Source organism: Quyinboa ferrireducens, from assembly GCF_042436675.1.
Classification (GTDB): Bacteria; Bacteroidota; Bacteroidia; order Bacteroidales; family UBA5342; genus JBHJHP01.
The window spans coordinates 636,071-659,598 of the sequence record NZ_JBHMVA010000001.1; the positions used below are offsets into that span (position 1 = coordinate 636,071).

General features: G+C 37.9%; 18 protein-coding genes and 1 tRNA gene. 12 read left to right on the forward strand and 7 right to left on the reverse strand.

From position 1 onward, the window contains the following. Positions 1 to 10: 10 nt before the first annotated feature. On the forward strand, positions 11 to 1,465 hold the full coding sequence (locus tag ACE01N_RS02395) for a hypothetical protein (protein WP_380584440.1): 1,455 nt from the start codon (positions 11 to 13) through the stop codon (positions 1,463 to 1,465). Between the two features lies 1 nt (position 1,466). Here the strand turns inward: ACE01N_RS02395 and ACE01N_RS02400 are convergent, their stop codons facing one another. After that, complete coding sequence (locus ACE01N_RS02400; protein ID WP_375727749.1) at positions 1,467 to 2,270, reverse strand: hypothetical protein; 804 nt, start codon at positions 2,268 to 2,270, stop codon at positions 1,467 to 1,469. 266 nt (positions 2,271 to 2,536) lie between these two features. On the opposite strand from ACE01N_RS02400, the gene ACE01N_RS02405 reads away from it, so the two are divergent. The 3 genes from ACE01N_RS02405 to ACE01N_RS02415 all read left to right on the forward strand — a co-directional run bounded on the left by ACE01N_RS02405 (position 2,537) and on the right by ACE01N_RS02415 (position 6,672). Further along, positions 2,537 to 2,899, forward strand: a complete 363-nt coding sequence (locus ACE01N_RS02405; protein ID WP_375727748.1) for a BlaI/MecI/CopY family transcriptional regulator — start codon at positions 2,537 to 2,539, stop codon at positions 2,897 to 2,899. Positions 2,900 to 3,066: 167 nt separating this feature from the next. Then, complete coding sequence (locus tag ACE01N_RS02410) at positions 3,067 to 5,373, forward strand: TonB family protein (RefSeq protein ID WP_380584443.1); 2,307 nt, start codon at positions 3,067 to 3,069, stop codon at positions 5,371 to 5,373. Positions 5,374 to 5,490: 117 nt separating this feature from the next. Next, positions 5,491 to 6,672, forward strand: a complete 1,182-nt coding sequence (locus ACE01N_RS02415) for a TlpA family protein disulfide reductase (protein ID WP_380584445.1) — start codon at positions 5,491 to 5,493, stop codon at positions 6,670 to 6,672. Between the two features lie 286 nt (positions 6,673 to 6,958). On the opposite strand, the gene ACE01N_RS02420 is transcribed toward ACE01N_RS02415, so the two are convergent. The 4 genes from ACE01N_RS02420 to ACE01N_RS02435 form a co-directional block, all read right to left on the reverse strand. Then, positions 6,959 to 8,122, reverse strand: coding sequence for an iron-containing alcohol dehydrogenase (locus ACE01N_RS02420; RefSeq protein ID WP_380584447.1), 1,164 nt, complete (start codon positions 8,120 to 8,122; stop codon positions 6,959 to 6,961). Between the two features lie 5 nt (positions 8,123 to 8,127). Next, complete coding sequence (locus ACE01N_RS02425) at positions 8,128 to 8,427, reverse strand: antibiotic biosynthesis monooxygenase (protein ID WP_380584449.1); 300 nt, start codon at positions 8,425 to 8,427, stop codon at positions 8,128 to 8,130. Between the two features lie 125 nt (positions 8,428 to 8,552). Next, positions 8,553 to 9,524: a DUF4097 family beta strand repeat-containing protein gene (locus tag ACE01N_RS02430; RefSeq protein WP_380584451.1), complete on the reverse strand. Its 972-nt coding sequence runs from the start codon at positions 9,522 to 9,524 to the stop codon at positions 8,553 to 8,555. Positions 9,525 to 9,784: 260 nt separating this feature from the next. Beyond that, positions 9,785 to 10,102 carry a 4a-hydroxytetrahydrobiopterin dehydratase gene (locus tag ACE01N_RS02435; RefSeq protein WP_380584453.1) on the reverse strand — a complete coding sequence of 106 codons (318 nt, stop codon included), beginning with the start codon at positions 10,100 to 10,102 and terminating at the stop codon, positions 9,785 to 9,787. A 255-nt stretch (positions 10,103 to 10,357) separates the two neighbouring features. Here ACE01N_RS02435 and ACE01N_RS02440 point away from each other — a divergent pair, with 255 nt between their 5' ends. Next, positions 10,358 to 10,795, forward strand: a complete 438-nt coding sequence (locus ACE01N_RS02440) for an OsmC family peroxiredoxin (protein WP_375727738.1) — start codon at positions 10,358 to 10,360, stop codon at positions 10,793 to 10,795. 9 nt (positions 10,796 to 10,804) lie between these two features. On the opposite strand, the gene gldA is transcribed toward ACE01N_RS02440, so the two are convergent. After that, a complete protein-coding gene (gene gldA / locus ACE01N_RS02445) occupies positions 10,805 to 11,698 on the reverse strand; it encodes a gliding motility-associated ABC transporter ATP-binding subunit GldA (RefSeq protein ID WP_380584455.1) in 894 nt (297 codons plus the stop codon). A gap of 257 nt (positions 11,699 to 11,955) precedes the next feature. Between gldA and ACE01N_RS02450 the strand changes: the two genes are divergently transcribed. From ACE01N_RS02450 to ACE01N_RS02470, 5 genes are all read left to right on the forward strand, one after another. Beyond that, a complete protein-coding gene (locus ACE01N_RS02450) occupies positions 11,956 to 12,945 on the forward strand; it encodes a pseudouridine synthase (protein ID WP_380584457.1) in 990 nt (329 codons plus the stop codon). A 4-nt stretch (positions 12,946 to 12,949) separates the two neighbouring features. Next, positions 12,950 to 14,341 (forward strand): aminopeptidase P family protein, encoded by a 1,392-nt coding sequence (locus tag ACE01N_RS02455; RefSeq protein WP_380584459.1) that lies wholly within the window; start codon positions 12,950 to 12,952, stop codon positions 14,339 to 14,341. A 49-nt stretch (positions 14,342 to 14,390) separates the two neighbouring features. Next, the gene (gene rnr / locus ACE01N_RS02460; RefSeq protein ID WP_380584461.1) at positions 14,391 to 16,532 is read left to right on the forward strand and encodes a ribonuclease R; all 2,142 of its coding nucleotides are present in this window, start codon (positions 14,391 to 14,393) and stop codon (positions 16,530 to 16,532) included. 193 nt (positions 16,533 to 16,725) lie between these two features. Then, positions 16,726 to 16,799, forward strand: a tRNA-Ile gene (locus ACE01N_RS02465). A 636-nt stretch (positions 16,800 to 17,435) separates the two neighbouring features. Further along, positions 17,436 to 17,633: a hypothetical protein gene (locus tag ACE01N_RS02470; RefSeq protein WP_380584463.1), complete on the forward strand. Its 198-nt coding sequence runs from the start codon at positions 17,436 to 17,438 to the stop codon at positions 17,631 to 17,633. A 91-nt stretch (positions 17,634 to 17,724) separates the two neighbouring features. On the opposite strand, the gene ACE01N_RS02475 is transcribed toward ACE01N_RS02470, so the two are convergent. After that, positions 17,725 to 18,669 (reverse strand): UDP-glucuronic acid decarboxylase family protein, encoded by a 945-nt coding sequence (locus ACE01N_RS02475; protein ID WP_380584465.1) that lies wholly within the window; start codon positions 18,667 to 18,669, stop codon positions 17,725 to 17,727. A gap of 515 nt (positions 18,670 to 19,184) precedes the next feature. Here ACE01N_RS02475 and ACE01N_RS02480 point away from each other — a divergent pair. Then, positions 19,185 to 21,698: an LTA synthase family protein gene (locus tag ACE01N_RS02480; RefSeq protein WP_380584467.1), complete on the forward strand. Its 2,514-nt coding sequence runs from the start codon at positions 19,185 to 19,187 to the stop codon at positions 21,696 to 21,698. Positions 21,699 to 21,744: 46 nt separating this feature from the next. After that, positions 21,745 to 23,469, forward strand: a complete 1,725-nt coding sequence (locus tag ACE01N_RS02485; RefSeq protein WP_380584469.1) for a glycoside hydrolase family 26 protein — start codon at positions 21,745 to 21,747, stop codon at positions 23,467 to 23,469. The last annotated feature ends 59 nt before the right edge of the window (positions 23,470 to 23,528 follow it).

Genomic DNA, 23,528 nt, shown 5'->3' on the forward strand with positions numbered 1-23,528 from the left:
AACAAAAATTATGAGAAGATTTTTATTAGTCGTATTCTTTATCTCTGTAACGGTTCTTTCGTATGCTCAGCTTAAGGTCCCTTCCAATCTTGAAACCGAAGATATCGAAGGTGAACGTTTGGTTGCGGGTGAAGGAGAAAAGAAAATTATTACATCGGCGTATGGAGAAACTTCAGATAAAGCCATGGAAAATGCGTTGAGAAATGCCGTGGAGGAAGCCGTTGGAGCACTAATTTCCAGCGAGACAAAAATTGAAAATGATGAAATCGTAAAAGATGAGGTTTTATCATATAGCAAAGGTTTTATTAAAACCTATAAAAAGCTTTCCGAAGAAAAAGATGATGGTGATTTTAAAGTAACAGTAGCTGCTATTATCACGCAAAAGCAACTCATAGAAAAGTTGGAAGCCACAGGTGTTGAAGTGGCATACCAAACATCCGGAATGTTTGCTCAGCTACAGGCATGGGACAAGGCAAAAGAGGATGAGTTTTCCCTGGCAAAAAAAATATTTAGTGTTGATCCGTTAAAGCCTTTCCCTATTGCGTATAACTTTCAGGTAAATGTTGGAGAGCCGGTACGTAAAGGGGAATATTATTTCATAAATACAAAGGTAATAGCGAGTCCTAATCCCAATTATATATCAATAATACAGAATACCAAGGCAATGCTTAATGAGCTGGCCTATGAAGTTAAGGAGTTTGCATATTTCATTGATTTGTCGCATAACAGATCAGCAAACAGCCAGTCGAAAATGACCTATTCTGCATGGGTCAATGTGCAAAAGACAATTGAGATTAAGCGAAATGGGAAGGAGAAGATAAATAAGGATTATCAGTTTCTGCACTGTAATTTTCCTGAGTTTAAACCCCGGTTAATGAGTGGTACTTATGATATGCTGAACCGACACGGAAACCAGCGGCTTGAATTTTTGGGCAATCTGGATTATGAACTTTTAGGAATGCTGAGCAAACGCAGCTACGAAAAACCCCTGAGCCAGGAAGACAAGAACAGGTTGAACGACCGCAGTCTTCAGACAGACAGGGTGAATCTGGTTTATGATGTTTTCAGTAAAAATTATACGCCATATTTATTCATTATAAGGGAACCCAAAAAAATAACGGTCTACAAATTTATTAATCCGGCTACGATTGATGTTATTGGACGCTATTTTACTTTTTTACTCGAAGGCCTCCATGTGAAAACCGTGTTTGATATGAATGGTATAGATGATATTGAGGTTGTTAATCCCGTTTATCACCAATGTATGTATTCTTATTCATCCGGAATTAAAACAACAACTCCCGAAATCAGCAACCTATACACTGGAATGGTGCTGGAGTCAAATCCTGCTGTTATAACGGTGGATGAAGAACATAAGTTTAAATCTGATGATTTTTCAAGAATAGCCAACATAGCTGTAAAACCAACATACGATGGGTATACGTTTTTTGAGACGAAGCCTTAAGCTATTTGTTGAACAGCCGTTTTAAAACGATCAGCAAACCCAGAAATACAAGATTTAACACAATGGAAATGCCCAGGATGAGGGAAAATCCTGAGGCCAGACGACCAACAACAAGCAAAAACTCCGAAGCAAAATCGGTGAGCCATAATGTTGCAAAATTGATGATAAATAAAACAAGAAGCAATATCCATAAGCCTCCGAACGTCCCTTTTAAATCGGCTTTGCTTAATGTTATGTTATTCCCGATTGCGAACACCAGGTAAAGAAAGATAAAGGATTTCCAGAATGAACCGGAACTGAAGACACCTGCCAAAAGGCCAAAAGCTCCTTTAAAAATCAAACGCACCTGGTCAAAAATACTCAGGTCAGAACTGAATTTTTCACTCAGGTCATATGAAAATAAAATACGTGAAAGGATATACAAAATGAGCGTTCCGAATATAACCGGCCCTATTCCTATAAAAAAATTACCAATGTTTTGGTATATGTTTTTTTTGTTGTAGGAATGATTTACATAACCCAATCGTCCATCAGACGTATCTCTTTTGAACAGCTTGATTTCTGTGATTTTGTGGCCAAATATCAGCGCAAAAATGGCATGTCCTGTTTCGTGTATAGGGACACCGATGCTGGCCACAAAAACCTTATAAATGGTTCCACCTAAAATGTCATTGCTCAGCTTTTCGCTGGTACCGGATATAAAATTCTGAATAAAAGCCAGAAAAAGTGGAATCCCAAATGCTAAGAGAAATGTAAATACTGTCACATAAAAACTCTGCCAGATATACAGAATAAAGTCATTCATCGTTTTTCTTATAAATATAAGCTGAATTATGATTTACAGCAAAAAAACATAATTAAACTAAAAAAATAGTTGAAAAATTTTGCAACTAATTATTTAGTTGTATATTTGAACTAAGAATTTAGTTGAGTGTTTAATGAAACAGTTACAGAAAGTTGTAACGTTATTAATGAATGACACAATGTAAAATTTGAATCTGTATTTGAATCAACAGAAGAAGCAATTTTTCTGTCTTGATTCTTTTATCTTGATTCCTGATTCTATTAAAAATGAAAGAACTAACAAAAGCAGAAGAACAGGTAATGCAGGTCATCTGGGAGAAGGGGAAACTAACAGTAAATGATGTGCTGGAAGATTTACCGGAACCAAAACCGGCTTACAATACAGTTTCAACCATAGTACGAATTCTGGAGAAGAAACGATTTGTGGATCATGAGCCTTTTGGCAGAGGTTATCTTTATTTTCCGTTGATAACAAAGCCAGAATACACCAAAAAGTTTATGAAGAACTTCATTGGCAACTATTTTGGCAACTCGTTTAAAGACATGGTTTCATTTTTTGCAAAAACAGATAAAATGGATCTGGAAACATTTGAGAAGATGATGGAAGAGATCAAAAAGGAATTAAAGTAAAGATTTGAGACACAAGAATCAAGACACAAGACGCAAGATGATTTTTCTGCGAAAATCAGCGAAGATTTCCGCGTTAATCAGCAAGAACCTTGTATACAGTGCTTTTATTTAATCTGAGCAAGTCATGTTACCTGATTCTTGATCCTGATACTTTAAAATATATGAGTATGAATATCGTAATTAATTATATCGTTGAATCGGCTTTAAGCCTGGGAATTCTGACTTTGTTTTATTACGGGTTTTTGCGCAACAGGAATATTCCGGGCTTTAACCGTTGGTTTCTGCTGGTAGCCTTAGTATTTACTTCGGTTTTGCCCTTGTTTCATATCACCTTGATGCGACCTGAAATGGCCACGGTAAAAGAGCCGGTATATTACGGTTTTATGCTCGATATGGTTAATATATACGGAACTTTAATGAAGCAGAATGTTGTTCCTGCAGTTCAGCAACATTCAGGTCTTCACTGGTTATATATGGTTGGATTAGCCTTGCTTGTTATCCGGTTAATCTTTGCACTGTCTAAAATCGGGATCCTTCAACGGAAAACGATGATGCAAAAAGTGCAGGGGATTAACCTGATACAGAGTGAGAAGATATTCCAGCCATTCTCTTTTCTGAATACGGTATTTGTGCCTAAAAGCTTTATGCAGAACGATGACATACAAAGCATAATACAGCACGAATCCATTCATGTCAAACAAAAACACACATTCGACCTTATTCTTCTGGAACTGGTATTGCTGGTTCAATGGTTTAACCCGTTCGTATGGTTACTTCGCAAAGCCATTGTTGAAAATCATGAATTTATTGCCGATCGTGCTGTCCTTAGAGGCGGCGTTTCGGTGGCTGATTATCAACGATCTCTTTTGTACCAGGTTATGGGGACCAGGTTTGATCTGGGGACTGGTTTCAGTTATTCCTTAACAAAAAAACGATTTAAAATGATGAAAACTAAAGTGAATAAGAAAGGTGTACTGGTTAGTGCTCTGTTGAGCCTGATGCTTTTCTCCGGAATATTTTTTGTGGCTGCATCTGAATTATCGGTAAATGATATAGTAGCGCCATTGATAAGCGAAAATAATATTGACAATTCGGCTGCAACTCCGTATGAACAGAATGATGAGCGGCAGATATATCAGATTGTGGAAAAAATGCCCCAATATCCTGGTGGCGCAAAGTCCATGATGGAATATTTATCAATGAACATTAAATATCCAACAACAGCGCAAGAAAAGGGCATTCAGGGCCGCGTGTATGTGAATTTTATCATTAACACAAAGGGCGAAGTCAGCGATGTAAAAGTTGTTCGTGGTGTTGACCCTGCACTGGATGCAGAAGCTGTACGTATTGTCAAGGGGATGCCGAAATGGACTCCCGGTGAACAAAGAGGTAAAGCTGTGAATGTGGCGTATAATTTGCCCATAAATTTCGCTTTGGATAACGGTAAGAAAGAGGTGACCGATGGAGCAAATGTAGTTGCCGGAGATATGATTGTAAAGGATGAAAAAATAGAGAAAACAGGGGATGGAGTAACTGTAAGTGCCAAAATTTTGGATCATAAGAATAATCCCTTACCCGGAGCGTCAGTAATCTTAAAAGGAACTACGTTGGGTACCGTAACTGACATGACAGGTCAGTTTATTTTAAAGATCAAATCAAATCTTTTGGAAGAATCTGATAAAGCAGTAGTTATTAGTTTTGTAGGGTTAAAAACTGTGACTGTAGACTTAGAGAGTAACGGAAACAAAATGGATGAAATAGAAGTGGTTGCACTTGGCAAACCAGTTGTTTTCCAGGTTGTTGAAAAAATGCCTCAGTTTCCGGGGGGAGAAGCCGCTATGATGAAATACCTGAGTCAGAATATTCACTATCCTGATGTTGCCAAGAAAAACGGTATTCAGGGACGGGTTTATATAAACTTCATTGTTGAAGAGGATGGATCTTTATCTAATATAGAAGTTAAAAGAGGTGTTGATCCGTCATTGGACAAGGAAGCCGTAAGGGTTATAAAAGCGATGCCAAAATGGAAACCGGGCGTTCAGAGAGGAAAGAGGGTTCGGGTTAGCTTCATGTTGCCCATCAATTTTGTTTTAAACGATGGAAAATCAAAGAGTGAAAAACTGACCATTATTGAGGACAAACCTGCAGTGGATGAGAATGTGGTGTTTCAGATTGTGGAAAATATGCCTCAGTTTCCCGGGGGTGAAGAAGCTATGATGAAATACGTGTCGGATAATATTAATTATCCTGATGAGGCTCAAAAAAATGGTATCCAGGGAAGAGTATATGTTAATTATATCGTGGAAAAGGATGGATCGTTGAGCAATATTAAAGTTAAAAGAAGTGTTGATCCATTACTCGACAAAGAAGCCGTTAGGGTTATAAAAGCGATGCCAAATTGGAAACCGGGCATTCAGAGAGGCAAGCCGGTTCGGGTCAGCTTTATGTTACCAATAAATTTTGTCTTGAATTAAAAGAAGAAGGATTAATATTAGGTACGTAGATTTATGGCTCATTCGTTGGAATCAGACCAACGGATGAGTTTTTTTTATAAATTGGCACTTCATTTTACTCTGTTTAATTATAAATTTATGAAGCATACTTTTACCCTTGTCCTGTTTTTCGTCTTTATATTTAGCTGGTATTCATGCAAAGAGAATCATAATGCCGTACTGAATATTAGTGGATTAGGAGATGATACGGTTTTTGTCAGATATGTTCCAATATCACAATATTATAGCTCGGAGTGGGCAAAAGATACCGTTTATTCTAAACAGAATGTTTTTTACTATAATAGTAAAACTACTGAACCAGTTTTCGTAGAATTTAGTTCTGCTAAAGGAAGGTTTAAACGACCGGATGGATCTTTGTTTTCAGTACCTCAAAAAGAAGTAGTATTGCTAATTAAACCTAATGATAACATTAAGGTTAAAGGAGACCTAAAAGCGAATTATCTGGATTATAAAGCCTTCGGATCTGAGTTTAATGAGATTTACGGCCAAATCAGGTTTAATCAGAAAGATACCATAATAAAATTATCTAAAATTCTTCAGGAATTCAATTTCATACGCTTGGATACTGCTAAAAAACACATCATTGATAGCCTGATAAGGGAGATTGACAGGATGGATAGTATTCTTGAAATTGACAGATTAGATTATGTGAAAAATAATCCGGATAAAGAATTATCCGCATATTATCTGGTTTCACAGGGTTATGATACCATTGAAAAGTATTATCCGAAACTCACTCCAGATATCCGTGAAGGAACTTTCAAAAATATGCTGGATTACCATTATCAGCATATCCTGAGGTTTAATTTAACGGTGGAAAATGAAAAGAAGGTATCATCCGGAACCTTAGCTCCTGAATTTGTTTTAACGTCGTTCTCTGGTTCTGATTTTTCACTGGACTCTATTAAAGACAAATATATTGTTCTTGATTTCTGGGGTAGTTGGTGTGGATGGTGCATTAAGGGATTCCCTGAAATGAAAGAATATTACAGGAAATACAAAAACAAACTGGAAATAGTTGGCATTGCTTGTCATGATAAAGAAGATGCATGGAGGAGATCTGTTGAAGAAAATGGTCTTGAATGGATTCAGCTTATTAATAAAAGTGACATTGAACACAACGTTTCAATCCTTTATGGCGTAAGAGGTTATCCTTCAAAAATTATCCTTGATAAGAATAAAAGAATAGTGGCCCGTTTTTTAGGTGAGACTCCTGAGTTTTATACTAAACTGGATGAATTGTTGCGTTATACGTTATAACCTTTTTAAGCTGCCCTTTCAGGGCGCTCTACAATCTTGTTTATTCTGACCCAAAGCGCCACTCTGTTTGCTTTGGGATGAAATAAGTTGGGCTTTCAGCCCGAATTGCCAGAAATAAATCTACAATTCTAATTTTTGAAAATCAAAATCATTTATAAAAACTATTTCATTATTATGCGCCACGAAGTGGCAGATTAATTTAGCCCAATGCAGAGTTTGAGCTTGCGAAAATGTCGCATTGGGTTAGTAGATCGCATGATAGTGCGCCCTGAAAGGGCAGCTTAATTTATAAGCGTTCCCGTAATATGGATGCCATTGTTTCCTTACTATGAGCTACGGGATTATTTTTATTCCCGGATCCGGCCACAATTTTTTCAATGTCATTGGTTGTGATTCCAAATCCACCAAGCGTTGGAATCCGCAGCTGTTCTGTTATGGCGTAAAGCTGTTCAATGAACAGGTCAATCTTTTTGTCTGTTGGAGCATTGGAATCCACGAAGATATTTGAAACTGTAAGATATTTTTTAAGCGCATCCTGTTTATTTTCTGCCCGTAATTCGGCAACGGTAAATTTATTATTGGCTGCCATTAAAGTTCCGCAAACCACGCCATGCGGAATGTCAAAATAAGCACCTATAGGAGATGCAAAGCCATGAATGGTACCCAGTCCTGCATTGGACAAAGCAATACCTGATATCATAGCCGCATAAGCCATATCGGTTCTGGCTTTCAGATTTTCACCATCCGTAAATGCAGCAATAAGGGAGCGCTTAATGGCCTTTAAGCCGGAAAGCACAAGTGAAGATGTCATTTCATCGCACGTTGGTGACAGATAGGCTTCTAAAAGTTGCGTAAAGGCATCCATTCCACTGGCAGCAGTTACGTTTGGAGGACAGGTCAGGATCAACTCAGGGTCAACAATGGCTACATCAGGCACATAATTATCATGGCGTAGCGACTTTTTAAAACCATCCTTCCCTATCTGTGAAATCACAGCATTTTTAGTCGTCTCACTTCCGGTACCTGAGGTGGTTGGAACGGCAATGAATGGTATTTTTTTCCCTTCGGGTTTCAGATGGCCCACACCTTCGAGATAATCTGTTATTTTCCCGTTGACCGCAAGCATGGCTGAAATCGCTTTTCCTGCATCCATCACACTTCCACCACCAATGGCAACAACAACATGAATGTCTTTATCGGTATAAGCCTCTGTAATTGCATCTATCATCGCCGGGGATGGTTCGCCGGATATTGGTTCAAGGTATGCTGAATTGCTTTTCAGAATAGGAGCGATAAGTCCGGCATATTGTTTTGAGGCGTGGAAGGATTTTCCACCGGTAATAAACAGGATGTGTGAACCGAATGGTGCAATCACCTTCTTAAGTTCGGCCAGCTTTCCCGGTCCGAATAATATTTTTGGAAGTTTGGCAAATACAAAAGGATCGATCATAAGGCTTATGTATTTTCAGGAAATAAAATCGTGTGTTTAAAGCCTTCGCGGGGTTTTGCCATCCAGTCAGCCACGGTATCGCGCCAGGTTTTATAATGTTCTGTTTCTTTATGCGCTGCAGCAGCTTCTTCCGAAATATAGGCTTCGTAAAATGTAAATTTAAGCGGATCGGCTTTGTCCTGCAGGATATCGAACCGTATGTTTCCATTTTCTTTAACTGAAGCAAGATGATTTGCCTTAGTGGCTTTCAGAAATGCTTCTAAATGCTCTTTCTTAACCCAAACATGAACGAGAGTTGAGATCATAAGCGTCTTATTATTTGTGTTGTTGTACAAATATAGGGGAATTTTGCCCTAAATAGGGCAAATAAAAAAGTATTGTGTTCGTGAATACGAGCACTAACGTTCAGTATTTAAATCTTAAGTAGGTTCTAATTATACCGCTGTGATCCCGATGAACTTGAACCTCGTATCATTATGACACCGTTACCGGTTTTAAGGGTTTTACTACCGCTGCTACCAAAAGCTTTCAGACTTCCTGATGTGGCTCTCAAATCAAATGTAAAATCATCGGCATTGTTATCAAGGTTCATGGTTATACTTCCAGAAACAGAATGGAATTCTGAATCTGATTTAAGTTGAACGTTTTGTCCGGATTGGCTGCCGCTTGACGAGGTCAGATTCAATGCACCTTCGAAATCAGTTACTCGAATGCTTCCAGAACTTGTCACCGCGCTGATCTTTCCTTCAACGGAATTAAACCGTAGAGAACCGGACGATGCGTTGGTTCTTATTTTCCCTTCTATGTCTTCAAATACCTGGCTCCCACTGGATGATCTGGCGCTGATATTACCTTCTGCATCGTATACTTTAATGCTCCCGGAACTGGTTGTAACATCAAGTTCTCCTTCAATACCTGAAAGTGAAATGCTGCCGGAACTTGCCGAAACATTCATCTTGCCCTGAAGGCCTTCAGCATGAATACTTCCCGAACTGGAGGTTAAGCCCAGTTTGTCGTTTTTCAGGTTTCTTGCAGTAATACTTCCGGATGAGTTGTTGACCTTTACACGAATATACTTAGGGACTTCAAGTTTCAGGTGCCCGGAAAGGTTATTAAACATCTTGTTATCTTTTTCCACCCAAACAGACAAGGTTCCGCCATTTACTTCATACAGGATTTTTGAATCGTCACCGGCTTTTTTTGTCGTTAGCTCACCCCAAAGATGCACATTATTCGCATCGTGGCTTTCAACTTCCACATTCATAAAGGATCCGTTTATCTCTACAGCACTAATGTTGTTAAATGTTTCGTCAATCTGCTGACTCATTACATTGTCTGTTGTAGCATAGTTTCCTACTATAAAAATTGCCACAACAAAAACTATAGCTAACGATGTTTTCATCCGATTAAAATTTTCAAGTTAAATTCATTAATACTTTAAAATTTGGGAATCCCGATGTGTCGGGATAACCGTTCCTCCTCTCGCATGAACTTATTTTAATCATGTTATGGAGTGTTTTTGATTAAAGAAGTTCAAGTTCGTTTCATAACATTTCAATAAATAATTAATCGTGGGCTTGTAAAGTTAGTACGTACAAAAACATTTTTTGTTACAGTTTTTGCTGTAAAATATCGGTTGGGCCAAAATTTAAAGCGATCCTGTCAGATTCTGTCAATCTTTGCAGCCATAATGAAATCATTGGCTGTTAATCCGGACGCACTATGGGTTGTTAAGCTTATTGTTACCTTCTTGAACCCCAAAAGAATATCGGGATGATGATTCTGCTGTTGCGCAATTTCTGCGATTTTATCTACAAAAACAACAGAGGGAGCGTATTCCGTGAATGGATACGTTTTTACCAGTTTAGTCTTATCTTCAATCACCCAACCGGGAGAAAGCATGGAATAATACGTGGTTATTTTATCCTCTTCCAGTAAGTCTGCGCGATGAATACAATTCTGCTCATAAAGTGGTTGCATAATACAATATTTTTAAGTTTAACATTAAACACATTCACATAATGGAATGTGGAATAACGGAAATCTGTAAACCAAAATTATTGGTTCACTCAACTCCCTTATTTTGAAAGTATCAAGTTAAAACAATTAGGATCAAATAATTGAAAAGGAGCTGTTAAACAAATGAAATAACTGTTAATGCAATGAAAGGTATATGTCTTTGCATTGTTTTACTTAAAGTAAGTATTTGATATTATTAACCTAAAACAAAAAGTAATGATAAGTAAAGGTTTTGCACAGTGGGAAGGAGATTTGAAAAAGGGAAGCGGGTTGATCCGGTTGGAATCATCAGGGCACATATCACCGTATTCATTTAATTCCAGGTTTATGGGAGGTTCAGGAACCACTCCTGAAGAACTGATTGGTGCAGCTCATGCCGGTTGTTTTTCTATGGCACTAAGCAATATTTTGTCATCTCACGGTTATAAAGTTGCTAGCATCGAAACCACTGCATCGGTTAATCTGAAGGAAGAAGGCGATGGTTTTGCTATCAAGGAAATTGTTCTGACAACGATGGGAAATGTTCCTGAGCTGGCGCTTGAGATGTTTTTAAAATACGCCAACGAAGCCAAGGAGAATTGTCCCGTTTCAAAGGCCATAAGTAAAGACGTTAAAGTGTCGCTGGAGGCTAACCTTGTACGGTTGGATAAGTAAACCGTGTTTTTATTTCGTCAGTTCTCTGAAAACATCCTCCAGGGAAGATTTCTCAAGCGACATAGACAGAATTAGCCAGTCATTGTCGGCAGCCAGTCTCGATATTTCTTTTCGGATATCGTTGCTGGCTTTAATCTTATATACAGATCCGGATGTTTCTATCTGCAGAACAGAGCCAACTGCCCGAAGTTTTGCCTCATCAATGGGATCTTCAAATTCTACCCTGATGTTGAAACTCTTGTTTAATTGTTGACTTAACTGGCTTACCGGAGCATCCGCTACAATTTTGCCATTGTTTATTATAATGGCTCGTTCGCAAATGGCCTGTACTTCCTGCATAATGTGGGTAGAAAGCATAACGGTTTTCTCTTTCCCCAGGTTCTTTATCAGATCCCTGACTTCAACAATCTGGTTTGGATCAAGACCAGTGGTTGGTTCATCCAGAATCAGTACCTCCGGATCAGGAATAAGAGCCTGAGCGATGCCTACACGCTGTCGGTAGCCTTTAGATAAAGCTCCAATTTTTTTCTGGCTTTCAGGAGTCAGTCCTGTGATCTCAATCAGTTCTTCTATCCTCGCATTAATATGATCAACCGGATAGAAACCGGCGACAAAGCGCAGGTATTCCCTCACATACATATCTGTGTAAAGCGGATTATTCTCAGGGAGATATCCAATCTTATACCGGGAGGCAATATCATCCTTGTTTACCTCAATTCCTGATATTTCAGCCCGTCCGGAATCCATTTGAATATATCCGGTTAGTATTTTCATCATCGTGGACTTTCCGGCACCATTGGGACCAAGAAAGCCAACAATTTCACCTTTCCCTATAAAGAAAGAGACTTCATCAAGAGCTTTCTGTTTGCCGTATGTTTTTGTTATGGATTCTACTTTTATCACAACTTCATGTTTAAAACTGTAAGAACAAAGATAACTGCTTTTTGAAAAGCATAATAACTTCCTTTTCAATTTGGACTAAAGTCCAACGTTAATGTCTTTCAGGTAACACGGGGCTTAAGCCCCGTGTTACAATGTGATAAGTATAAAAATGGACTTTAGTCCTGATAGTTCTAAGAATGAAATAATTAAATCTTTTTAATATGCTAACCTGATTTATGTATCTGTTTTTATTGGTGTTTTTTTATCACCTTTGCACCATGAAACAAAATTATTCAGACAGAGGCAGAAAAGGGGGCCGGGATGGTTCTCCTAAAAAGGACTTCAGAAAAAAAGAAGGACAAGCCGGATCACCTAAAAAGGATTTTCAGCGCAGTGAAGGTAAGGGTGGTGCTCCTAAAAGGGATTACAGGAAGAAAGACGGGGCAGAAGGAGCTCCCGGCAGAGAATATAAAAGAAAAGGAGGATTCGATAAACCTCGTAGAGATGCCGGAGAAGGTGGTTTTAAAAGTCGTTCTGTCAAAAAAATGCCTAAATCGGATCTTAGGCTGAACCAATACATTGCAAGGGCAGGAATCTGCTCTCGTCGTGAGGCAGATAAACTGATTGAGCAGGGGCTTGTAAAAGTCAATGGAAAGTTGGTGACAGAACTGGGAGTCAGGGTCAATCCGTCTGACGAGGTTCGGGTAGACGGAACCCGGATCAAGCCGGAAAAAAAGGTGTATATATTGTTGAATAAACCGAAGGATACGGTAACTACCTTAAAGGATCCTAATGCCAGAAAAACCGTATACGACCTGATTAAAAATGCCTGTGAGGAACGCGTTTATCCGGTCGGACGGCTGGATAGAAACACAACCGGCGTGTTGTTGCTGACTAACGATGGTGATTTATCTGCGCGATTAACGCATCCAAAGTACAACCACAAAAAAATATATCACGTGTTCCTGAATAAGGATGTAACGAAGAATGATCTTCAGCAACTGGCGGATGGCTTTGAACTTGAGGATGGTTTTATTGCTGCCGATGTGGTGAGTTATGCCCATCCCGAGGATAAATCGCAGATTGGAATTGAAATCCATTCCGGAAGAAACCGGGTCGTAAGGCGCATGTTTGAACATCTTGGGTACGATGTGGTTAAACTTGACAGGGTATATTTTGCCGGACTGACAAAGAAAAACCTGCCACGTGGTAAATGGCGTTTCCTTACCGAACAAGAGTTGAATATGTTTAAAATGCTAAAAAAATAAAGTTATGTTTCAGAAAAGTGTGTATGTTAACCGAAGAGAACAATTGAAAAAAATGATGGGTAGCGGTTTAATTCTGCTTCCAGGGAACAACGAAATGCCAATGAATTACGAGGATAACACCTACAGATTCAGGCAGGACAGCACTTTTCTGTATTTCTTTGGGCATGATCAGGCCGGACTTACAGCCGCAATAGATGTGGACAATAATGAGGATATCTTCTTTGCCGATGAATTCACTTCTACGATGATTCTGTGGATGGGATCGCAGGAAACCATGGCAGAAAAAGCACAGAAAGTTGGTGCCAAACATATGCCGATGAAAGCATTCGGGGAGCTGATAGCCAACGCATTAAAAAAAGGACAACGCATTCATATATTACCACCTTACCGTGCCGATCGTAAAATCTGGCTGGGAGAGTTGCTAAATGTTCATCCGAATAAAGTGGAGACTTTTGTTTCAGAAAAGCTGCTGAAGGCATGTATTAAAATGCGTTCCATTAAGGAAACAGTCGAAATAGAGGAAATCAGGAGTGCCATGCCAACTGCCTATGCCATGCATACAACTGCCATGAAGATGGCTAAACCGGGATTGTTTGAACGTGAAATAGCAGGACGTATTGAGGGCATTGCTGCCAGTGATGCGGCAGGGATTTCGTTTCCCATAATTCTAACAAAGAACGGGCATATTCTCCATAATCACGTTCATCCGAATGAGCTTAAACAGGGCGATTTGATGGTGGTGGATGCCGGTTGTTCTTCATTTCTGAATTATGCAACAGACCATACACGTACAACTCCTGTTGGTGGTAAGTTTACTCAAAAGCAAAAGGAGATATACCAGATTGTTCTGAACGCAAATGAAGCTGCAAGAGAGGCGACCAGTGCAGGTGTATATTACAGGGAATGTCACCTGATTGCAGCTAAAACTATTGCATCCGGACTAAAGGATTTGGGATTGATGAAAGGCAATGTGGACGATGCTGTGGCAGCAGGTGCACATGCACTGTTTTTCCCTCATGGACTGGGCCATCATATGGGGCTTGATGTGCATGATATGGAAGATTATGGAGAGAACCTGGTTGGTTATGATGAAACCATAGAGCGCAGCCAGCAGTTTGGTTTAAAAAGTCTGCGCTTAGGAAAGAAACTGGAAACCGGTTATGTGATCACCAATGAGCCCGGGTGTTATTTTATACCACATCTCATTGATGCCTGGCAGGCAGATGGAACCAACGCGGAATTTCTGAACTTCGATAAAATCAATTCCTACCGCGATTTTGGTGGTATTCGGCTGGAAGATGATATTCTGGTGACTGAAAACGGATGCGAGCTGCTTGGTGAACGTATTCCGATAACTGTTGAGGAAGTGGAAGCCATGTGTGCTTCAGGAATGTAATCTTTAGCAATACTTCTTCTGCTCCGCTACTATACATTAAATATACATTATGCCAAAACAAAAAGGTAAAAAGCCCAAAATTAATAAACGCAACCTGTCAGGGTTAATCATGAATGAATTCATTGAGACCCCTAAGCAGGTTATGAATTACAAGCAGCTTTCTAAAAAGCTGGATCTGAAACGCATGTCTGAAAAGCAACTGGTGAATGTTGTACTAACAGAACTAGCTGATGCCGGACATTTAAATGAAATCTCAACCGGCCGATTCAGGCTTAACAATCAGGGTGCTTTTATTACCGGGACACTCTCCCGCGATGGAAGTGGTGCTGCATATCTGGTTCCTGATGAAGGAGGAGAAGAAGTGTTTATCCCGGATCATGCTTTAAATAAAGCATTGAACGGCGATACTGTGAAGGTTGTGGTATACGCCAGACGTAAGCGCCGCCTGCCTGAAGGTGAAGTTGTTGAGATCATCAAGCGGGGTAAAAACGATTTTGTTGGAGTAGTGGAGGTATCGCATAATTTCGCTTTTTTAGTTCCGGATACCAAACGCCTGGGATACGATATTTTTATTCCGCTGGATAAGTTGGGTGAAGCGAAGCAGGGACAAAAGGCCATAGCCCGTATTGTGGACTGGCCGCAAAAAGCTAAAAACCCGATTGGGAAGATTATTGAAGTGCTTGGAAATGTAGGGGACAACAATGCGGAGATGCACGCTATTCTTGCTGAATACGGATTACCGCATAAATATCCCGAAAATGTTATTCAGGCCGCAGAAAAGATCAGTGATCAGATTGAACAGGAGGAAATAAAGAAACGACGGGATTTCAGACAGACCACTACGTTTACGATCGACCCATGGGACGCCAAGGATTTTGATGATGCACTCTCAATTAAGAAACTCGAAGATGGTTTATGGGAAGTTGGCGTTCACATTGCTGATGTTACACATTATGTCCGACCCAAAACCTTACTGGAAAATGAAGCGTATAAAAGAGCAACATCTGTTTATCTGGTAGACAGGGTCGTCCCGATGCTGCCGGAACGCTTATCCAATAACATATGTTCCCTCCGGCCCAATGAAGAGAAACTGACCTTTTCAGCTGTGTTCAAAATGGACGAAAATGCCGAAGTGAAAGATAGCTGGATAGGCAGAACCGTTATTAATTCGGATCGCCGTTTTGCATATGAAGAGGCTCAGGATATCCTCGAGGGAAAACCGGGTGATTTTGAACAGGAGTTGAAGATCCTGAACAGTCTGGCTAAGAAATTAAGGAGTAAACGATTTGCTAATGGTGCCATTAATTTTGAACGATCCGAGGTGAAGTTCGAAATTGATGAACATGGTAAACCATTGCGGGTCTTTTTTAAGGAGCCCAAAGATTCCAATCAGTTAATAGAGGAATTCATGCTGCTGGCAAACCGGACTGTCGCTGAATTTATTGGTAAAGTTCCGAAAGGGAAGAAGGCCAAAACATTTGTTTACAGGATTCACGACAAACCCTTGCCGGATAAATTTGATACCTTCAGACAGTTTATAAAGAAGTTTGGTTACAAAATTAATGCAGCCAGTGAGGAAAGCATATCTGCTTCATTAAATGAGGTACTGATTAAGGTAAAAGGTAAATCGGAACAAAATCTGATTGAAACCATTGCGATCCGTTCTATGGCAAAGGCTGAGTATTCTACATTCAATATAGGGCATTACGGACTGGCATTCAAGTATTATTCACACTTTACCTCACCCATCCGGCGTTATCCGGATATGATGGTTCACCGGCTTCTGGATCGTTACATGAATGGTGGGCGTAGTGTAAATGAAGAACAGTATGAGGACATGTGCCAGCACAGTTCCGATATGGAACAACTGGCAGCACAGGCTGAACGCTCTTCCATAAAATATAAGCAGGTGGAGTTTATGAAAGACAAGCTTGGGGAAGAGTTTGACGGTGTTATCTCAGGCGTTACCGAATGGGGGATATATGTAGAACTGGAAGAGAATAAATGTGAGGGGATGGTTCCGTTGCGTGACCTGGATGATGATTTTTACGTGTTCGATGATGCCAATTATTGTATCACCGGAAGAAGAACAAATAAGACATACCGTTTGGGAGATGCGGTAAGGATTAAGGTCGCCAGCGCTAACCTGGAAAAGAAACAGCTGGATTTTCAGTTATTAGCCAATCAATAGTGCATGTTTTATTTGGTAAATTTGGGCTAATTCTGTAATATTGCACTCCGAAATTTTCAATGAAAATTTAGGGCCTATCCCCGAAAGTTCGGGGCAGTTGGTTATCCCGATAGCTATCGGGACTGACTTTACCGAATATTCGGGACAGGTGGTCAGTATAAATCAAAACCTGAAGCATAAAATGTTACTAAACGGGCCTATAGCTCAGTTGGTTAGAGCACCTGACTCATAATCAGGTGGTCCCTGGTTCGAGCCCAGGTGGGCCCACAAAAAAGCAAGAGCGTGAGAACGAGAGTGATCACGCTCTTGCTTTTTCCCTCAATACTCGCCCTCAAACTCAAATTTATTATTAACAGTGTCATTCGTGAAGATTTTTCTAAAAGATACCTGTATTGGTCGTTTGTATGAAAACCTTTCGCAAGTGAGGCTTGTGCTTATGTGCAAGTATCCTCTATTGTGTATAATGTTTTTGTTAATATACTTTGTAATTCAGTAATTGCCCTGGTTACAACATAAATTGGTGAAATAATTATTATAAGCTTTCGTCTATGTAAAATGAATATAAATAAAATCATGTTTTATAACATATCTTTTAGTGAGAATGTAAATAGAAACCGGATGGGAATTTATAGTCTTAAGGCGAGTAATTATATGTTCTACAACACTTTTGCGTTATTTATAGTGTAAAAAGTACGCATTTTTTTCTGGTATGTTGTCTTAAATACTGAACGAAAGGGGTAATAATAAAAAAATATTTTGTTTATATTAAATTTATATTTATCTTTGAATTAACATTTAAAGAACTATTAATTAGTATTAGGATTTAAATGTGTTTTTATTATTAAGAATTTAATTTTTTGTATTGAGGGAATAACACTTTTGCTAACATTAAAACAAGAGATCATGATTTACAATCAAAAACAACGTCAGCTTATTATTTGGGATCAGAGGGGAACACGGGAAAAGTTTGTGAGCTATTTTTTGTTGTTTAATCTGGGACTTAGATTAATGGTCAGAGATGCTTTCAGAAAAATTAGTTTTACTGAAAGCACAGTAAAGGAGAATTCAATATATCAGAACGAACCGGTTGTTAATTCATAAGTTTTTTCAACCCGATTTGTTTGATACTTAATAACGAAATTTCGGCAGTTGGCTGAGAAATCCGTAAGGGCTAGTGTGCTCTTACGGATTTTTATTTTGATTGAAGTTGCTTTTCAAAATACTGAATAGTTTTAGTCAATCCTTCATTTAATTGTATTCTAGGTTCCCATTTATCTAACTTCTCCTTTGCAAGAGATATGTCAGGTCTCCGTTGCTTAGGATCATCCTGAGGTAAGGGCTTAAATATCAGTTTGGAGGTTGAGCCAGTTATTTTGATTATTTCCTGTGCCAGTTCAAGCATAGTGAATTCATTTGGATTTCCCAGGTTAACCGGACCTGTAAAGCTGTCGGGACTATCCATCATGCGTATCATGCCTTCAATCAGATCGTCAACATATTGAAATGAACGTGTTTGTGTTCCATCGCCAAAAATGGTTATATCATTTCCTTTTAATGCCTGAACAATGAAGTTGGAAACAACACGTCCATCGTTTAGGTGTAAATTAGGGCCATAGGTATTAAAAATGCGAACGATTTTTATTTTTACTTTATGTTGAATATGGTAATCCATAAACAGAGATTCTGCACAACGTTTACCTTCATCGTAACAGGAACGGGGCCCAACAGTATTTACATTCCCCCAATAACTTTCAGGTTGAGGATGAACCAAGGGATCTCCGTATACTTCACTGGTGCTGGCCTGTAAAATTCTTGCATTTAAGCGTTTTGCCAATCCTAACATATTTATCGCTCCCATAACTGAAGTTTTAATTGTCTGTATGGGATCAAATTGGTAATGAATAGGGCTGGCAGGACAGGCCAGATTATAAATTTCATCAACTTCTGACACATATGGGGACGTAACGTCATGCCTTATTACCTCGAAATAAGGATTATTAATTAATTTAAGAATGTTTTGTTTTGAACCAGTGGAGAAATTGTCAAGACAAATAACATCATTTCCTTCATCTAATAGCCTTTCGCAAAGATGGGATCCAATAAATCCAGCTCCTCCTGTAACAAGTATACGTTTCATAATTAAGATTTTTGTTTAGATAATTCCAATTTAAATTCTATTAGTTGTTTTAATTTACAAGGAGTCTCTAAATATTTTTCTTTAGTCAACTTCCTTTTACATGATTATCTTAACCTAATGCGTAAAAATAAAATTAGAACAAAATAATCATATTATTGTATTCGGTCGTATAAGAAATATGAAATACTACAATTTATAAGCACACGTTTTTGTAAGAACTGAAATTAGTGACATAAAATGAAGTAGATTTTCCCTTTTGGGGAACAGCACCCGTTCAACATTATTATCTTAATAAATTGTTATTCTGACTTTATAGAACAATAAACCAGGCAAAAATGTTTTTTTATTTCGAAGCAATACAAAATGAATGATCTGCCAATAGTACTGAAAATTGATTATTTAGATTTCAGTAAACCTGCTTTTATGTAATATTCAACCTATTATATAGAAGATTAACTTAATATATTTTTGTTAATTTAGTGTGTTGCTAGTATAAATTACAACGATAAACAAATATGAGGGGGAAGCAATTTTTTATTGTAGTAGTTATATTAATTGTTATTGCCCTGAATCAGGGTGTTAAAGCGGCACAGGACTATAGTAACTCCCAAAATGATGTTGAAATTCAGTATGAGCATTATAACAGAGATAGTGGTTTAAAAGATACTTTATTATGTGATTCATTTATTGATCAGGAAATCAGATATATTGCTCCATATTCAGATCGTGTTTACCTTGTATGGAAAGTAGAGAATTATGAATTGGAAAATGCAGTTAATTGGATAAATGATACAAAACTTAATGACGGATTGCTTTATACGCCGATGGTTGCCCAGGGTGATACTTTTATTCTACATTTGAATCTTCCAAAAGGTTCAGTTCTGCAATACTATTTCTGGATAACTAAAAGCAAAAAAGGACATTATCAGGATCTTTGGGATCTTCAATCCAGTGGAAAAATTGTTGTTGAATTTGACGGTACAATCATAAAAGATGCGGTTTATTCGAAAAAAGAAACGGGAAGAATCACTTATATAACCAATAAAAGCTGGTTAATTTTATTGGTTATAGTTTTCATATACTGGATTGTACTGAAACTATATAAAGGAAAGATAAATAATAACGAAAGGATATCACAATTTGAAAAAGTAATCTTCACTGGTATTAGTTTTGCAATTTTTCAGGCACTCGCTCGTTCGGAAATACTGGGCATTTATCCTTTCAACGTTATACATAATCCTGTTATTTTAACAAAACTTATAAAAGCCAGTATAAGCGACTACTTATATTTGGGTTATCTCGTCATTCCTTTTTTATTGTTCTTTTTGTTTGTTAGGAATCATAGACTAAGCACATGGATTTATGGAATGTTTATGTTTCTGGTAATATTCTCTACATTAATAGCATTTACTAATATTAAAACCGTCATTTATCTTGGGAAACCTTTTAATTATCAGTGGCTTTATTATTCTGATTTCCTGCTTAGCGATGATTCAAAATCTGCTGTTTCTGCTAATTTATCGCTAAAAACTGTAGCAAATATGGTTTCGTTTTGTGTTTCGATGCTATTGCTTTCTGGTATCCTTACAAGAATAAACAGATTATTAGGATCACAAAAAAAAGTGAAATATATTATTTATTCGATTCTTTTACTATTTACCATTATTATTGGATTTAAGTCAAAAACCGCGAATACTACATGGACTAGGGGGCAATCGGAAAATGCAATTTTGTGTATGGTGCAATCTATCATTGACATTAATTCGAATTCTTCCTTTTTTACAATGGCATTACCAGATGATATGAAATCATTTGACCCGAAAGGAATTGTTGGTTTAGATTCTGTTTCGATTCCGAAAAATCATAGAGTAAAAAACATTCTGTTTGTAATACTTGAGTCGGCAGGGGCCTTATATTTTGATGATTATGGTGGCGCCTTTAACATAAGCCCGAATTTAAACCGGTACGGTGCTCACGCACTAACATTCAAAACGGTTTATGCGCATGCCCCGGCAACAAACCGTTCGCTGGTTTCAATTTTAGGCTCGATTTATCCATATTTATCGTATAAAAGTTTAACACAGGAAAGTCCTCAGTTTGAACATCCAACAATAAATTCCGTATTAAAGGAGGAAGGTTACAGAACATCTTTTTTTTCATCTGCAAATCTCAATTTTCAAAATTGCCGGGAGTTTTTATCCTATCGTAGTTTTGATCAAATATTAGACTTTTCTATGATTGACTGTGGTGAGAAGTTTAACCTTGATAGCGATAATTATACTGAGGGAGACGGTATTGATGATATGTGTTTAGTGGATTGTTTAACGTCATGGTTGGATGAAGATACGACCAAAAACTTTTTCTCTCTGATTTGGACCGTTCAGGGACATTATCCATATTTTTTTGCAGGAAAAGAAGAAGATTTTGGTGTTCAGGATATTAACTTTAACCGTTATCTCAATTCCTTGAGACACAATGATGAATTGTTAGGGCGAGTAATGCGTGAACTTGAAAGAAGAGAATTGGATAAAAGCACATTGGTTGTTGTCGTTGGTGATCATGGAGAGGCATTTGGACAACATGGGCAATATGGGCATGGAACTGCTTTATATGAGGAAAATCTAAGAATACCGCTTTATTTTATTAGTGGTGAACTTTTTAGTGGACAGAAGAAGGATGACATTGCTGCGTTAAAGGATTTGGCAACTACTTCCCTTTCAATAATTGGAGTTGATGTCCCAAATGAATGGCAGGGTAGAAATTTGGTTAATACAGTTTCTGATGAATCTTTTTTCTTTGCTCCGTGGTCCGATTATCTTTTTGGTTATCGCAAGGACAATATGAAATTTGTTTTTAATGAAAGCCTGAATCAGGTTGAAGTATATGATCTGAATTTGGATCCCAAAGAAGAATTAAATCTAATTGATCAGGATTTATATCCTGAAGTTGAGTATGCTAGAAACCGTGTAGCAGCCTGGGTTCAATATCAGGATGCCTTCTTTAAAAGTAAATTGCATACTATAAAGTAGGTTATTAAAGGTGACATCAGATAAAAAGAAGAAAGTTATTAGCTTGATGAAAAAAAAGGTTATTTATTATATAATTATTATTGGATTATCGTTAGTGGTTTTATTGGGGTATAAGAACCGGAGATATGTATATTATCTTTTACAAAAAGAGCAAGCAAATTCTATTGAACTAAACACATCCGAACCCGTTTTGGCTGTATTCTCATTTAACGGTGATGTTCAAAATCAACTTATTAGTTCTTTTTCGCACATAAAGGTGATTTTAACAGATAATGGGAAATGGGAACATAATGATACCCTTCTTACGGAATTCGCAGATAGCATTCCTGTTATGATTACTGTTGAAACCTGGGGTGGAAATAGAACAATAACACATTATTCTTCTCCTTTGGGTAAATTGGTAAAAGGGGACTATAACAAAGCTATACAAAGTTTCTGCAAAGAGTTAATTGGTAAAAGGTCAAATGTGTATATCCGGTTTGATCCGGAAATGGAAGTGCCTGTAAAATACTTTCCATGGCAATTTCAGGGTCCGGGAGAGTATATTAATGCGTTTCGTTATTTTACGAAGCAATGTAAACTGTTTTCTCCACAGGTTAAAATAGTTTGGGGGCCAGCGGGATATCCGGGTAGCATGGAATTCTATCCTGGTGATGATGTTGTAGATGTAACAAGTGTGACTGTGAAAAGTGATTCAGAACAATTTCTTAATGTATATCCCAAAAACTATCCGGATCAATACGATATTTTTCGGAGGTTACACAGGCTTAGGTTTATTGATAAACCTGTTTACATAATTGGTTCGAAGCAATATATGAGCGATTCAGTTAATTGGGAATTGATTTATAACATATCAAATATTATTAATAAGGAACGCGACGTTGTTTATTCCAATGTAAATTTTAATCAACATGCTTTTGATAAAGCACAAGGTAATTTTGAAAAATTTGAGATTGGCCTGTATGATCCTCAAGCGTTGTTAAATACAGATGAGCATGTTACTGTGGAACACCTATTTGTTGATTTTGGCAGCCTTGATAATGGAAAGTTTGAATCAGAATTTCAGAAAGTCATAAAAAGAGGGCATAATGTAATTGTAACGTTTGAGCCATTCCGATTTCCTGATGGTAAAACTGATTTGAATGTACTCCAAAATATTACTATAGGTAGATATGACAGAGAGATAGAACATCTTTATAGTATTCTGACACAAACGAAAGCACGTGTCTATTTGAGGTATGCGCATGAAATGGAAATTCCGATTACACGATATCCATGGCAAAGTCAGAATCCGGTTGATTATATCCATTCCTTCAGATATTTTATGAATTTTATGAATCCTTTTCCAGATAATATAAAAAGGGTATGGGGACCGGCAGGTGATAGAGGATCAATTGAATGGTATCCGGGTAATGATGTCGTTGATTTTTTGAGTATTGCAATATATGGTCTTCCTGATAAGAATATTACGGATCCGGAAAAACAGGAGACCTTTTCAGCTATATTTAACCGAAAATTCTGGCGTCTTCGGTCTATAGATAAGCCACTTTTTATTACTGAATTTGGCGTAAAAGGGCCGGAAGATTATCAAACGAAATGGTTGGAAGGAGCAGCAAGAGTAATTCGGGATAATCCTCAGATAGCTGGAATAAATTATTTTAACATGTCTGATACTCCAAAAGCATGGGGAGATATCAAACCACCGGATTGGAGTATAAGCGCTGAATCGTTTCACCATTTTATTGAGGTTTTAAGAGGTGATCTTAAATGAAAGACATAGAATGTATCAGGAACGTTCGCTGCAATATTTGTTCGTAGATTTGCACAATG